Origin of the sequence: Anoxybacillus mongoliensis, assembly GCF_014201515.1 — a bacterium.
Lineage (GTDB): Bacteria > Bacillota > Bacilli > Bacillales > Anoxybacillaceae > Anoxybacillus > Anoxybacillus mongoliensis.
The window spans coordinates 1-13280 of record NZ_JACHEQ010000024.1 but is presented as its reverse complement, the minus strand read 5'-3'; the positions used below and the strand labels follow the sequence as shown (position 1 = coordinate 13280).

Sequence of the window (13280 nt, the reverse complement as noted above, 5' to 3'; positions counted from 1 at the left end):
GAACACGGAAGTTAAGCTCTCCAGCGCCGATGGTAGTTGGCGGGACACCGCCTGCGAGAGTAGGACGTTGCCGGGCAAACAAAAAGACCAAGACGTCTCAGTCTTGGTCTTTTTTGTATAACAAATAATCATGTAAGTATTTTGGTACTTTTCGTTCAGTTACGTCCAAAAACTGCACGATAAAAGGATATGCGTCATTGGAATAACTGTGAAGAAGATCGTACCACCATTCCGTTTCATAACGACAAATCATACTTAAATTGTATAGTAATAAATAGTGGGCAATGATTTTATGAATACGCTTGTTTTGTCCATTTGTTTGTTTAAAATATAGATCAAATAAAGGGGTTAGTTCCTCTATTTGCTCTAACAACTGTTTCATACAAAATTTTTCACCATATGCATGTTTCACATGAAACATTTTTTCAGAAAAATAAGTAAACAAACCGTGTTTTTGAATTTTTACCTCATCTTTAAAAAAATCATAGTTTTGTTTTTTTCTTTTCCTCGTCGATACTCCATGTGCCAAAACAGTTGAGGATTCAGGATAGTCAGCATGAATCGTTAATAAACATGCTTTAAGAAGCTGGACATTCCCATAAAATAATAAAACAGGTTTAATCGCTAATGGTGCTTGGCGAGCTGTGTCATAAAATTTTTTTCCATGTTGTAAGTAGTACATAAATGGATAACAATTATCATAGCTTTTCTTTTCTGCATCTTCTCTCCCTTCTTGTTTATAGCGTTCAAGTAAAAATTGATGTACAAAATTTGATGAATAAAATACTTCCCACATCGTACGCTCTCCTTATTTATTAATTGATCGAATTATCTAACATTTTTATGTTTTCTTGACAGAAAAAAGCGAAGTTGATACTCTACTAATTAATATTTCCAAAGTGAGGGGGAAAAACAATGTGGGAAACAAAATTTGCGAAAGAAGGATTGACGTTTGATGACGTCCTCTTGATTCCAGCAAAGTCAGAAGTGTTACCTCGTGATGTCGATTTAACAGTTGAACTAAGTAAAACGTTAAAATTGAACATCCCGATTATTAGTGCAGGAATGGATACGGTAACCGAAGCGGAAATGGCGATCGCAATGGCACGCCAAGGAGGATTAGGAATTATTCATAAAAACATGTCAATTGAACAACAGGCGGAACAAGTCGATAAAGTAAAACGGTCAGAAAGCGGGGTAATTACCGATCCATTCTTTTTGACCCCTGAACATCAAGTATATGATGCAGAACATTTAATGAGTAAATATCGGATTTCAGGTGTTCCGATCGTGAATAACGCTGAAGAACAAAAACTTGTTGGAATTATTACGAATCGCGATTTACGCTTCATTCAAGATTACTCAATGAAAATTTCTGATGTGATGACAAAAGAAAACTTGATTACAGCCCCTGTGGGAACGACATTAGCAGAAGCTGAAAAAATTTTACAAAAGTATAAAATTGAAAAACTCCCTCTCGTTGACGATCAAGGTGTGTTAAAAGGACTTATTACTATTAAAGATATTGAAAAAGTTATCGAATTTCCAAACGCAGCAAAAGACGACAAAGGACGTCTTCTTGTTGGAGCAGCCGTTGGGGTTACATCAGATACGATGTTGCGCGTGAAAAAGCTTGTGGAAGCAAATGTTGACGTCATTGTAGTTGATACAGCTCATGGTCACTCAAAAGGAGTGCTTGAAACGGTACGGAAAATTCGCGACACTTATCCAACATTGAACATTATTGCGGGAAATGTCGCGACAGCGGAGGCGACAAGAGATTTAATTGAAGCAGGAGCAAATATCATTAAAGTTGGTATCGGTCCAGGATCCATTTGTACGACACGAGTTGTCGCAGGTGTCGGCGTTCCTCAAATTACGGCCATTTATGACTGTGCAACAGAAGCGAGAAAATATGGTGTTTCGATCATTGCTGATGGAGGAATTAAATATTCTGGTGACATTGTAAAAGCTTTAGCAGCTGGAGGACATGCGGTTATGCTTGGCAGTCTCCTTGCGGGCGTATCTGAAAGCCCAGGAGAAACCGAAATTTATCAAGGTAGACGATTTAAAGTATATCGTGGCATGGGATCAGTTGGAGCAATGGAAAAAGGAAGTAAAGATCGTTATTTCCAAGAAGATAATAAAAAATTTGTTCCAGAAGGCATTGAAGGACGCGTACCTTATAAAGGACCGCTTGCTGATACGATTTATCAACTTGTTGGTGGATTGCGTGCAGGAATGGGCTATTGCGGAACGAAAAACTTAGAAGAATTGCGAGAAAAAACTCAATTTGTGCGCATGACGGGAGCAGGATTAAGAGAAAGCCATCCACATGATGTTCAAATTACGAAAGAAGCTCCGAACTACTCGCTCATCTAGTAAACAAATAGGCGGAGGTGGAAGATTCCTCTGTCTATTTTTTTTTACAAGAGTATGTTAAAATAACGGTTATGTAAAACAGAGTTGGAGGGTTTGAGCGTGAAAACATGGTACAAGAGCTTCATCATTTCCATTGTAGCAATGTTCTTGTTTCTGGTGACGTTACCGCAAAATACAAAAGCCGAAGAAGACGTGCTCAATATTGAAGCCGATGCTGCTATTCTTGTTGAAGCGGAAACGGGAAAAATTTTATATCAAAAAAATATTGATGCGGTTTTAGGAATTGCTAGTATGACAAAAATGATGACGGAGTATTTGTTGCTAGAGGCCATTCATGAAGGACGCGTCAAATGGGATCAAGAATACACAGTAAGTGAGTATGTATATCAAATTTCGCAAAAGCGAGACTTATCGAACGTTCCGTTGAGAAAAGACGGAAAATATACAGTACGTGAACTGTATGAGGCGATGGCTATCTACTCAGCCAACGGAGCGACGGTTGCAATTGCAGAAATTGTTGGTGGTTCGGAAACGAATTTCGTGAAGATGATGAATGAAAAAGCTAAAGAGTTAGGATTAAAAGATTATAAGTTTGTGAATGCAACTGGACTAAATAACAAAGATTTAGGAGGACTGCACCCAGCAGGGAGTGGAGATAACGACGAAAACGTGATGTCTGCTCGTGCTGTGGCAACATTAGCATATCATTTATATCACGAGTTCCCGGAAATTTTAGAAACGGCAAGTATTCCTCGAAAGTATTTCCGAGAAGGAACAGATGACCAAATTAAAATGGATAACTGGAACTGGATGCTCCCAGGACTTGTCGCAGCATATGAAGGTGTAGATGGTATTAAAACGGGATATACAGAGTTTGCGGGGTATTGCTTTACAGGTACAGCAGAGCGAAATGGCATGCGTTTTATCACCGTTGTCATGAATGCCAAAACGAACGGCAAAGGTACGCATTTATCACGTTTTGAACAGACGAGAAAAATGTTAGACTATGCGTTTAGCAACTATACTGTACAACAATTATATCCAAAAGGCTATACGACGAAAAAATATAAAGCGATAACTGTAAAAAAAGGAAAAGAAAAAGAAGTTGCGATTGCAACAAAACAACCATTGTCGCTTGTCATCAAGCGCGGGGAAGAAAAAAAATATAAGCCTGTTGTTGTCATTGAAAAAGAAACGTTAACAGCTCCTGTGAAAAAAGGTCAAAAAGTCGGGTATATGTATGTGAAATATGAAGGAACAGACTACGGCTATTTAACGAAAGAAGGGGAAAAGGCAGCACAAGTTGACGTCGTAACAAAACAAGCTGTAGAGAAAGCAAATGGCTTTGTTTTAGCGATGCGCGCCATTGGCGAACTGTTTAGCGACATTTGGCACGGTGCTTCAAACGCAATCAAAGGGTTGTTTTAAAGCTCTCTTTTTAGAGAGCTTTAAAATTTTTATTGTGATTTTTTAAAAAATTGAGTTAAAATAAAAAAATGTAGTTAGTGTTTCTACACTTTTACCTAGTAAAAACGTATGCTAGAATATGGATAGTGTACTGAAGTGATGAATAGTTGTCGTGAAACTTATTTTTCAGTACAATATCACAATAACGATATACATAATGGGAGGAATGAACGGTGGCGGTTACAGGTACAGAACGTGTAAAACGCGGGATGGCGGAAATGCAAAAAGGTGGCGTCATTATGGACGTTGTGAACGCAGAACAAGCAAAAATTGCAGAGGCAGCAGGTGCAGTCGCTGTGATGGCTCTTGAGCGCGTTCCAGCTGATATTCGTGCAGCTGGTGGCGTTGCCCGCATGGCTGATCCAACTGTAATTGAAGAAGTGATGAATGCAGTATCTATTCCGGTGATGGCGAAAGCGCGTATCGGTCACTATGTGGAAGCGCGTGTATTAGAGGCGCTCGGCGTAGACTATATTGATGAGAGTGAAGTATTAACGCCAGCAGATGAAGAGTTTCATATCGATAAACGTCAATTCACTGTGCCGTTTGTATGCGGTTGCCGTGATTTAGGTGAAGCAGCTCGTCGTATTGCTGAAGGTGCCTCCATGCTTCGTACGAAAGGTGAACCGGGTACAGGGAATATTGTTGAAGCAGTTCGCCATATGCGTAAAGTAAACGCGCAAGTGCGCAAAGTCGTCAGCATGAGCGAAGACGAATTAATGACAGAGGCGAAAAACTTAGGTGCTCCGTTTGAGGTACTATTAGAGATTAAACGCCTTGGTCGTCTTCCTGTCGTTAACTTCGCAGCTGGTGGTGTCGCGACACCAGCCGATGCAGCGTTGATGATGCATTTAGGTGCTGATGGTGTATTTGTCGGTTCAGGTATTTTCAAATCAGAAAACCCTGAAAAATATGCACGTGCTATCGTAGAGGCTACAACTCATTATGAAGATTACGAATTAATTGCTCACTTATCGAAAGGATTAGGTGGAGCGATGAAAGGGATTGATATTTCTTCGTTGCTTCCTGAACAACGAATGCAAGAACGCGGATGGTAATGTAAAGGAGCAATGAATATGGTGAGAATAGGAGTACTAGGGTTACAAGGGGCTGTACGTGAACATGTACGTTCAATTGAAGCGTGTGGTGTAGAAGCTGTTGTTGTTAAAAAAGTAGAACAACTTGCACATATTGACGGCCTCATCATTCCAGGCGGGGAAAGCACGACCATGCGTCGCTTGATGGATAAATATGGATTTATTGAACCGCTGAAGCAATTTGCAAGCGAAGGGAAGCCGATGTTTGGAACGTGTGCTGGCTTAATCATTTTAGCTAAAAAAATTGTTGGTTATGATGAGCCACACCTTGGTTTAATGGATATTACGGTTGAGCGCAACTCGTTTGGTCGTCAACGTGAAAGTTTTGAAGCATCTTTAGCAATTAAAGGTGTTGCCGACGATTTTATTGGTGTATTTATTCGCGCTCCGCATATTGTATCTGTAGGGGGCGATGTTGACGTGCTCGCGACGTATGAGGGTCGCATTGTCGCGGCAAGACAAGGACAGTTTTTAGGATGTTCGTTTCACCCAGAATTAACAGATGACAATCGTATGACGCAATACTTTATCAACATGGTGAAAGAGACAAAAGAATAAACGAGTTGCATTTTGTTTAAACTTATAGTACATTATTTCCAAGAAAATGATATGAATAAAAAGCGATGACAGGAACTAGTAGCAAGCCCTCTTCCTTTCAGAGAGCCGGTGGTCGGTGCGAATCGGCAGGAATGACTTGTGAATCCATCCTGGAGCGAAATGCTGAACGCGTTAGTCAGTAGGCATTTCCGGTGAGAACCGTTATATCTCTCGAGTGGGAGACGTACGTCTTCAACTAGGGTGGCAACGCGGGAGCACTCTCGTCCCTTTCTTTCGGGACGAGAGTTTTTTATTTCATAAATCAAAAAGGAGGAATGATGATGTTAGACTTAAAATTTTTACGTAACAATTTTGAAGAAGTAAAACAAAAGCTTCAACATCGTGGTGAGGATTTAGCAGATTTTGAACGATTCGAGCAGCTCGATCGTCGTCGTCGAGAACTAATTGCACAAGCGGAAGAATTAAAAAATAAGCGAAACGATGTGTCGCAACAAATTGCTTTATTAAAGCGCGAAAAAAAAGATGCAGATCATCTCATTGTTGAAATGCGCCAAGTTGGTGATCGTATTAAAGTGCTTGACGATGAATTACGTGAAGTGGAACAACAGCTTGAAACGTTACTTTTATCGATTCCAAATGTTCCGCATGAATCTGTTCCAATTGGTGAATCAGAAGATGATAATGTAGAAATTCGTAAATGGGGTGAACCGCGTTCTTTTCCTTTCGAACCGAAGCCGCACTGGGAAATTGCTGATCAACTTGGTATTTTAGACTTTGAACGTGCAGCGAAAGTAACAGGAAGTCGATTTGTATTTTATAAAGGACTTGGGGCGCGCTTAGAACGTGCATTAATTAACTTTATGTTAGATGTACATGTGGAACAACACGGATATGAAGAAGTTTTACCACCGTACATCGTCAATCGAGCGAGCATGACGGGAACGGGACAGCTTCCGAAGTTTGAGGAAGATGCGTTTCGTATTGAGAGCGAAGATTACTTTTTAATTCCAACAGCAGAAGTCCCTGTAACAAACTTACATCGTGATGAAATTTTATCAGCAGATGATTTACCGATTAAATATGCCGCTTATAGTGCATGTTTCCGTTCAGAAGCTGGTTCAGCAGGAAGAGATACACGTGGATTAATTCGTCAACATCAGTTCAATAAAGTAGAACTTGTCAAATTTGTCAAACCAGAAGATTCTTATGAAGAACTCGAAAAACTAACAAATGATGCAGAACGTATTTTACAACTACTAGGTTTGCCGTATCGTGTGATGAGCATGTGTACAGCTGATTTAGGTTTTACTGCTGCGAAAAAATATGACATTGAAGTATGGTTACCAAGCTATGGCACATACCGAGAAATTTCTTCTTGCAGCAATTTTGAAGCGTTTCAAGCTCGTCGTGCAAACATTCGTTTCCGCCGTGATCCAAAGGCGAAACCAGAACATGTGCATACGTTAAATGGGTCTGGCTTAGCGATTGGACGAACAGTGGCAGCGATTTTGGAGAATTATCAACAAGAAGATGGAACGGTCGTTATTCCAGAAGTACTTCGACCATACATGGGAGGCAAAGAGGTGATTTCATAGGGGGGAACTTGCTCCCCTTTTTTATATAAAAAATATTGACATGCGATGATGATTATGATAAATTAATACATGTCGATACGGAGGAGTACCCAAGTCTGGCTGAAGGGGTCGGTCTTGAAAACCGAGAGGCGTCGAAAGGCGCGCGGGGGTTCGAATCCCTCCTCCTCCGCCATCATTTGGATGTTTACAAACCACAGCGCATAAAATGGAGATTGTTTATTGAAATAATTCGTTACGATATGTAACGAATTTTTGTTTTATGTAAAAATAAGGATGCCCAAACTAGGCATCCTTATTTTTTTAACTTACGATATTGTTCGATCATATACCCAATTTTTGCGACAATCGGTTCGATTGATTGAGCATCACCAATAATATCATACTCATTAATGTTAATACGCAAAACAGGACAAGCGTTGAAGCTATTAATCCATCTTTCATACCTTTCATACATTTCTTTCCAATATTCAATTGGTGTCTGCTGTTCCATTGGGCGACCGCGTTCACGAATACGTTTAATAATTTCCTCAAAACTTCCTTCTAAATAAATAAGTAAATCAGGATGAGGAAAATATGGTGTCATAACCATCGCTTCGAATAAACTTGTATACGTTTCATAGTCGACTTTCGACATTGTTCCTTTTTCAAAATGCATTTTTGCAAAAATGCCTGTATCTTCATAAATGGAACGATCTTGGACAAATCCTCCCCCGTATTCGAAAATACGTTTTTGTTCTTTAAACCGTTCTGCAAGAAAATAAATTTGAAGATGAAAACTCCAACGTTTAAAGTCGGCATAAAATTTATCTAAATACGGGTTTGTGTCTACTTTTTCAAAAGAAGTGCGAAATTGAAGTGCATCAGCTAACGCTTTTGTCATCGTTGATTTTCCTACACCGACCGTTCCAGCAATGGTAATGACAGCATCGCTGGGAATATGATATTTTTCTCGTAAGTTCATTGTTCTAAGCTCCTTTTAAGAACAGATTGTAGTTCATTTAAAATATAAAATCGATCTTGATCACGACGAACGAAGTCGAGTTCGTCCCCGTTAAATCGCAATACAGGAATATGGGGATGGGCTTGTTCAAATTGTTCCATTGCTTGTTCATAAGCATGAGACAGTTGTTGTAAATAGTTCGGGTCAATGTTTTTTTCGAATTCGCGACCACGCATAGCGATACGCTTTAACAACGTGTGTAATGAAGCGTGTAAATAAATGACGACGTTTGGTTTTGGCATGTCGTTTGTTAAAATGTCATAAATTCGTACATACTTTTCGTATTGCTTTCCTTTTAACGTTTGCTTAGCAAAGATTAAGTTTTTAAAAATATGATAGTCAGCTACAACCGGTTTCCCATTGTTTAAAAAATTTTTTTCGACATCTTCTAGCTGTTTATAGCGATTACATAGAAAAAACATCTCCGTTTGGAAACTCCATTCTTCGATGTTTTCATAAAATTTACCTAAAAAAGGATTTTCATCAACGATTTCTTTTAACAATTCATATTGAAAATAGTCTGAAATGACCTTGGCTAACGATGTTTTTCCAACACCGATTGGACCTTCCACAGTAATAAAGGGCACGCGGGACATTGTGTAACCTCCTTTAGGTGAAACCGTCTGTGTAGACAGACAAAATTTATTTTAACATAAAATGATTAGTCTGTATGTTGCTTTTTTGTTTTGATATACTCTATAGATGATAAAAAGGTACGGGAGTTTCAAAAGATGAAAAATGATGAGTACTACATGCATTTAGCGATTGAAGAAGCAAAGAAGGCAGAAGAAATAGGAGAAGTGCCTATCGGTGCTGTTATTGTATATAACGATCAAATCATTGCGCGAGCTCATAATTTGCGCGAACGGGATCAACGCTCGATTGCTCATGCAGAGCTTTTAGCTATTGATGAAGCATGTAAAAAACTAGGGACGTGGCGACTAGAACAAGCAACGTTGTACGTGACGTTAGAACCTTGTGCGATGTGTGCTGGAGCAATCGTTCTTTCTCGGATAAAACGAGTTGTGTTTGGAGCTAGTGACCCAAAAGGAGGGTGTGCTGGAACATTAATGAATTTATTGCAAGAGAAGCGATTTAATCATCAAGCAGAAGTTGTTAGTGGGGTATTAGCTGAACAATGTGGCCATATGCTAAGCGAGTTTTTTCGACGATTGCGTCAACGAAAAAAAGAAGAAAAAAATAGTTTTTATTCCAATTAAATTCCATTGTGTAGACATTGCAATTTATACAAAAAAGAGATATACTTATACTTGCGTTAGAGATAACGCATTGCCGTGCTAAGCGGGGAGGTAGCGGTGCCCTGTACTCGCAATCCGCTCTAGCGAGGCTGAATCCCTTCTTTAGGCTAGTTTGCTGTAGAGTCTGCCTAGAGTAAGTGGTGTTGACGTTTGGGTCCTGCGCAATGGGAATCCGTGAACCCTGTCAGGTCCGGAAGGAAGCAGCAGTAAGCGGACGATCCCATGTGCCGCAGGGGTGCCTGAACTGAGCTAACTACTCTAGTAACGTTTATGGTAGCTAGTCGACGGAAGGTGCACGGCAACTTACGTAGGTGAGATACAAGCACTTGCTCAAACGGCAAGTGCTTTTTTCATGCGTTTTTTAATGATATAATGAATAAGATATGAGCAAAGAGGAGGGCAGTTTCGTGAGTTATAAAGCTTTATATCGTGTTTTTCGACCGCAAAGCTTTAAAGATGTTGTCGGTCAAGAACACGTCACAAAAACGTTGCAAAATGCCCTGCTTCAACAAAAGATTTCACATGCATATTTATTTTCGGGTCCACGTGGGACAGGAAAAACAAGTATAGCTAAAATTTTTGCTAAAGCGATAAACTGCGAGCATCGTCCAACAGCAGAGCCATGCAACGAATGTCCGACTTGTTTAGGCATTATGAACGGTTCGATTTCGGATGTGTTAGAGATTGACGCAGCATCAAATAACGGGGTAGATGAAATTCGTGATATTCGCGATAAGGTGAAATTTGCTCCAACCTCAGCACCGTATAAAGTGTATATTATTGACGAAGTGCATATGTTATCCATTGGTGCGTTTAATGCGTTATTAAAGACATTAGAGGAACCACCGAAACATGTCATTTTCATTTTAGCAACAACAGAGCCACACAAAATTCCGTTAACGATCGTTTCGCGATGCCAACGTTTTGATTTTCGGCGCATCGAGCTGAAGTCTATCGTTTCGCGCTTGAAAACGGTTGTTGCAGAAGAAGGGATAGATGTAGAGGAAGAAGCATTATTTGCGATTGCGCGTGCTGCCGATGGCGGAATGCGTGATGCGTTAAGTTTGCTTGATCAAGCCATTTCTTTTAGTGATGATCGGGTGTTGCTTGAAGATGTGTTAGCGGTTACAGGTACGGTTTCGCAACGAAAAATTGCAGATTTAATTGGCGCGATGTATGAAAAAAAGACGGTTGAGGCGTTACGTCTTTTTCAAGATTTAATGGAGCAAGGGAAAGACCCGAATCGTCTTGTCGAAGATTTAATTTACTATTATCGAGATATGCTTTTATATAAAGCAGCGCCACAGCTCGAGGATGTGACGCATCGCGTGCTTGTTGACGAGCGCTTTCGAGAGCTTTCTGACATGGTTCCAACATCATTTATATATGAAGCAATCGATTTATTAAGTAAAAGTCAACATGACATGCGTCTAACGAATCACCCGCGCATTCATATGGAAGTGGCAATTGTGAAACTTTGTTACGAAGAGGAGCGCTTGACTAAAACTTCGATTTCTCCGGTGTTAGAGGAGAAGTTGAAACAACTTGAAGAAGAATTAGCGAAACTAAAGGAAACTGGTGTGAAGCCCTCTGCTACAGAAACAAGTGAATCGGTGAAAAAAACAGGAAAAAGTATTCGTACAGACTATAAAATACCAGTAGGGCGCATTCATGAAGTACTTCGTCAAGCAACGCATCAACATTTGTCCCTTGTTAAAGGGAATTGGGGACATGTGCTCGAGCTGTTGAAAAAGCAAAATAAAGTTTCGCATGCAGCATTATTACAAGAAAGTGAGCCTGTAGCAGCAAGTAGCACAGCTTTTGTGTTAAAATTTAAATATGAAATCCATTGTAAGATGGTTGCTGATAATAGCAACTATGTCAAAGATAATTTAGAGCAAGTGTTATTGGAGCTAACAGGGAAAAAACTCGATACGATCCCTGTTCCTGAAAATGAATGGTTTCAAATTCGTGAGCAGTTCATTCGTCAACAAACAAATGAGGATGAACAACACGAGCAGGAAGACCCATTTATTTTGGAAGCGAAAAAATGGTTTGGTGAAAATTTAATCGAAATTAAAGAGTAATGGAGGAATGATGAACATGATGCGTGGAATGGGAAATATGCAAAAAATGATGAAACAAATGCAAAAAATGCAAAAAGATATGGAGAAAGCGCAAGCAGAATTAGCGGAAAAAACAGTTGAAGGAACAGCAGGAGGTGGAATGGTCACTGTTGTTGCGAATGGTCATAAACAAATTTTAGAAGTGAAAATTAAAGAAGAAGTCGTTGATCCAGAAGATATCGACATGTTGCAAGATTTAGTGCTTGCGGCGACAAATGATGCGTTAAAAAAGGTAGATGAGTTAACAGCAGAAACAATGGGACAGTTTACAAAAGGATTGAACATACCAGGATTATTCTAGGGGGTTCGTATGTATTATCCAGAGCCGATATCGAAGTTAATCGACAGTTTTATGAAATTGCCAGGCATCGGACCGAAAACGGCCGTCCGTCTGGCGTTTTTTGTGCTAAACATGAAAGAAGACGTAGTACTGGATTTCGCAAAAGCGCTCGTAAATGCGAAAAGAAATTTAACATATTGTTCATCGTGCGGTCATATTACTGATAAGGATCCTTGTTATATTTGCCAAGACGACAAACGTGATCGTTCGATTATTTGCGTTGTTCAAGATCCGAAAGACGTTATTGCTATGGAAAAAATGAAAGAATATAACGGGCTATATCATGTGTTACATGGAGCGATTTCTCCTATGGAAGGAATTGGACCAGAAGATATTAAAATTGCTGAGTTGTTTAGACGTCTTCAAGATGAAACGGTTCAAGAAGTGATTTTAGCAACGAATCCAAATATTGAAGGTGAAGCAACGGCCATGTATATTTCGCGGTTGTTGAAGCCAACGGGTGTTAAAATTACGCGTATTGCTCACGGATTGCCGGTTGGTGGTGATTTAGAATACGCGGATGAAGTGACGTTATCTAAAGCTCTTGAAGGAAGAAGGGAATTGTAGTGTTTTGGAAGAAAAAAGGATGGCTACGCAAACAATTTAACGATCAGCTTATTGAGCGATTACAACATTATCGTGACGATTGGATGGGAAAAAAGCAATTGATAGAAAAAAGTGTTGAGCCGTCTGAAAAAGTCATCTTTGATTTAAAAATCGCTGAAGCAAAATATTTATTTCTCCTTCGAGAAGCAAAAAAGCGCAAAGTAACAATTGGGAAGGGATGATCCCCTTCCCTTTTTACGTGGGCTTGTCATATAGAAAAGAGGTGAACATATATTTAAAAATAAAACAGACGGGAGGAGAGGAAAGGATGAATGAAACAGTCGTCATTGTGTCGATCGTTAGTTTAATTGTTATTATTTTGCTTATTGGAATTCCGATACGATTGACCCGATTTATTGGTGAAGGAATTGCTCGTTTTGTGATTGGAGCTTTATTTATTTTTTTAATTAATATTGTTGGTGATGTATCAGGTATTCATTTGCCAATTAATTTGTTCACAGTAACTGTGACGGGTTTTCTAGGCATCCCTGGTGTTGTAGCCCTTATTTTCATTCAACAATATGTCATTTCATAAACGGACATATCCGTTTATTTTTTTGTTGACGAATATGTACATTCATGATATATTAATAAATGTCGTTGTTAATAACAAAAAAGATGTTGACAAGTAATTGTTTTTTATGGTACTATTATTCACGTCTTTGTTGTTCTTTGAAAACTGAACAAAACAGCAGCGTAAAAGCTAGAGATATGAACTTTCTATGGAGAGTTTGATCCTGGCTCAGGACGAACGTTGGCGGCGTGCCTAATACATGCAAGTCGAGCGGACGAATCAAAAGCTTGCTTTTGATTCGTTAGCGGCGGACGGGTGAGTAACACGTGGGCAACC

General features: G+C 39.5%; 14 protein-coding genes, 1 tRNA gene, 2 rRNA genes, 1 other RNA gene and 1 other annotated feature. Of the genes, 15 read left to right on the top strand and 3 right to left on the bottom strand.

Annotated features, from left to right (window positions below; all coding sequences use genetic code 11):
* A 5S ribosomal RNA gene (rrf, locus tag HNR43_RS13885) occupies positions 1 to 76 on the top strand; the annotation flags it as partial.
* Positions 77 to 97: 21 nt separating this feature from the next.
* Here rrf and HNR43_RS13880 read toward each other — a convergent pair.
* Positions 98 to 796 carry a YaaC family protein gene (locus HNR43_RS13880; protein ID WP_183244699.1) on the bottom strand — a complete coding sequence of 233 codons (699 nt, stop codon included), beginning with the start codon at positions 794 to 796 and terminating at the stop codon, positions 98 to 100.
* A gap of 119 nt (positions 797 to 915) precedes the next feature.
* On the opposite strand from HNR43_RS13880, the gene guaB reads away from it, so the two are divergent.
* The 6 genes from guaB (at position 916) to HNR43_RS13850 (ending at position 7271) form a co-directional block, all read left to right on the top strand.
* Positions 916 to 2382 (top strand): IMP dehydrogenase, encoded by a 1467-nt coding sequence (guaB, locus tag HNR43_RS13875; protein ID WP_099669032.1) that lies wholly within the window; start codon positions 916 to 918, stop codon positions 2380 to 2382.
* A gap of 141 nt (positions 2383 to 2523) precedes the next feature.
* Positions 2524 to 3810 carry a D-alanyl-D-alanine carboxypeptidase family protein gene (locus tag HNR43_RS13870; protein WP_246346341.1) on the top strand — a complete coding sequence of 429 codons (1287 nt, stop codon included), beginning with the start codon at positions 2524 to 2526 and terminating at the stop codon, positions 3808 to 3810.
* Positions 3811 to 4022: 212 nt separating this feature from the next.
* Entirely contained in the window at positions 4023 to 4907 is an 885-nt protein-coding gene (gene pdxS, locus HNR43_RS13865) for a pyridoxal 5'-phosphate synthase lyase subunit PdxS (RefSeq protein WP_183244695.1), read from the top strand.
* An 18-nt stretch (positions 4908 to 4925) separates the two neighbouring features.
* Positions 4926 to 5504 carry a pyridoxal 5'-phosphate synthase glutaminase subunit PdxT gene (gene pdxT / locus HNR43_RS13860; protein WP_183244693.1) on the top strand — a complete coding sequence of 193 codons (579 nt, stop codon included), beginning with the start codon at positions 4926 to 4928 and terminating at the stop codon, positions 5502 to 5504.
* Positions 5505 to 5560: 56 nt separating this feature from the next.
* Positions 5561 to 5775, top strand: a binding site (T-box leader).
* A 49-nt stretch (positions 5776 to 5824) separates the two neighbouring features.
* Positions 5825 to 7099: a serine--tRNA ligase gene (gene serS, locus HNR43_RS13855; RefSeq protein WP_183244691.1), complete on the top strand. Its 1275-nt coding sequence runs from the start codon at positions 5825 to 5827 to the stop codon at positions 7097 to 7099.
* A 79-nt stretch (positions 7100 to 7178) separates the two neighbouring features.
* Positions 7179 to 7271: transfer RNA gene (locus HNR43_RS13850), tRNA-Ser, on the top strand.
* Between the two features lie 120 nt (positions 7272 to 7391).
* Here the strand turns inward: HNR43_RS13850 and HNR43_RS13845 are convergent.
* Both HNR43_RS13845 and HNR43_RS13840 read right to left on the bottom strand, forming a co-directional pair.
* A complete protein-coding gene (locus HNR43_RS13845; RefSeq protein WP_183244689.1) occupies positions 7392 to 8060 on the bottom strand; it encodes a deoxynucleoside kinase in 669 nt (222 codons plus the stop codon).
* Positions 8057 to 8695 carry a deoxynucleoside kinase gene (locus HNR43_RS13840; RefSeq protein ID WP_032101919.1) on the bottom strand — a complete coding sequence of 213 codons (639 nt, stop codon included), beginning with the start codon at positions 8693 to 8695 and terminating at the stop codon, positions 8057 to 8059. The genes HNR43_RS13845 and HNR43_RS13840 overlap by 4 nt, the downstream gene beginning before the upstream one ends.
* Before the next feature lie 135 nt (positions 8696 to 8830).
* Here HNR43_RS13840 and tadA point away from each other — a divergent pair, with 135 nt between their 5' ends.
* From tadA to HNR43_RS13800, 8 genes are all read left to right on the top strand, one after another.
* A complete protein-coding gene (gene tadA, locus HNR43_RS13835; RefSeq protein ID WP_183244687.1) occupies positions 8831 to 9319 on the top strand; it encodes a tRNA adenosine(34) deaminase TadA in 489 nt (162 codons plus the stop codon).
* A 73-nt stretch (positions 9320 to 9392) separates the two neighbouring features.
* Positions 9393 to 9657, top strand: an RNA gene (ffs, locus tag HNR43_RS13830) — signal recognition particle sRNA large type.
* Between the two features lie 108 nt (positions 9658 to 9765).
* Entirely contained in the window at positions 9766 to 11445 is a 1680-nt protein-coding gene (gene dnaX, locus HNR43_RS13825) for a DNA polymerase III subunit gamma/tau (RefSeq protein ID WP_183244684.1), read from the top strand.
* Positions 11446 to 11461: 16 nt separating this feature from the next.
* Entirely contained in the window at positions 11462 to 11785 is a 324-nt protein-coding gene (locus HNR43_RS13820) for a YbaB/EbfC family nucleoid-associated protein (protein ID WP_035045628.1), read from the top strand.
* A 9-nt stretch (positions 11786 to 11794) separates the two neighbouring features.
* On the top strand, positions 11795 to 12391 hold the full coding sequence (recR, locus tag HNR43_RS13815; protein ID WP_183244682.1) for a recombination mediator RecR: 597 nt from the start codon (positions 11795 to 11797) through the stop codon (positions 12389 to 12391).
* Positions 12391 to 12612 carry a DUF2508 family protein gene (locus tag HNR43_RS13810; RefSeq protein ID WP_183244680.1) on the top strand — a complete coding sequence of 74 codons (222 nt, stop codon included), beginning with the start codon at positions 12391 to 12393 and terminating at the stop codon, positions 12610 to 12612. Before recR ends, HNR43_RS13810 begins: the two co-directional genes overlap by 1 nt.
* An 86-nt stretch (positions 12613 to 12698) precedes the next feature.
* Entirely contained in the window at positions 12699 to 12965 is a 267-nt protein-coding gene (locus HNR43_RS13805; RefSeq protein WP_183244678.1) for a pro-sigmaK processing inhibitor BofA family protein, read from the top strand.
* 184 nt (positions 12966 to 13149) lie between these two features.
* Positions 13150 to 13280 (top strand): 16S ribosomal RNA (locus HNR43_RS13800); the annotation flags it as partial.

Bases quoted from the DNA above. Each gene is read 5' to 3' on its own strand.
- recR (WP_183244682.1), top strand. From the start codon at position 11,795: ATGTATTATCCAGAGCCGATATCGAAGTTAATCGACAGTTTTATGAAA.
- HNR43_RS13845 (WP_183244689.1), bottom strand. From the start codon at position 8,060: ATGAACTTACGAGAAAAATATCATATTCCCAGCGATGCTGTCATTACC.
- HNR43_RS13840 (WP_032101919.1), bottom strand. From the start codon at position 8,695: ATGTCCCGCGTGCCCTTTATTACTGTGGAAGGTCCAATCGGTGTTGGA.
- serS (WP_183244691.1), top strand. From the start codon at position 5,825: ATGTTAGACTTAAAATTTTTACGTAACAATTTTGAAGAAGTAAAACAA.
- HNR43_RS13880 (WP_183244699.1), bottom strand. From the start codon at position 796: ATGTGGGAAGTATTTTATTCATCAAATTTTGTACATCAATTTTTACTT.
- HNR43_RS13805 (WP_183244678.1), top strand. From the start codon at position 12,699: ATGAATGAAACAGTCGTCATTGTGTCGATCGTTAGTTTAATTGTTATT.
- pdxT (WP_183244693.1), top strand. From the start codon at position 4,926: ATGGTGAGAATAGGAGTACTAGGGTTACAAGGGGCTGTACGTGAACAT.
- tadA (WP_183244687.1), top strand. From the start codon at position 8,831: ATGAAAAATGATGAGTACTACATGCATTTAGCGATTGAAGAAGCAAAG.
- HNR43_RS13870 (WP_246346341.1), top strand. From the start codon at position 2,524: ATGTTCTTGTTTCTGGTGACGTTACCGCAAAATACAAAAGCCGAAGAA.
- guaB (WP_099669032.1), top strand. From the start codon at position 916: ATGTGGGAAACAAAATTTGCGAAAGAAGGATTGACGTTTGATGACGTC.
- HNR43_RS13820 (WP_035045628.1), top strand. From the start codon at position 11,462: ATGATGCGTGGAATGGGAAATATGCAAAAAATGATGAAACAAATGCAA.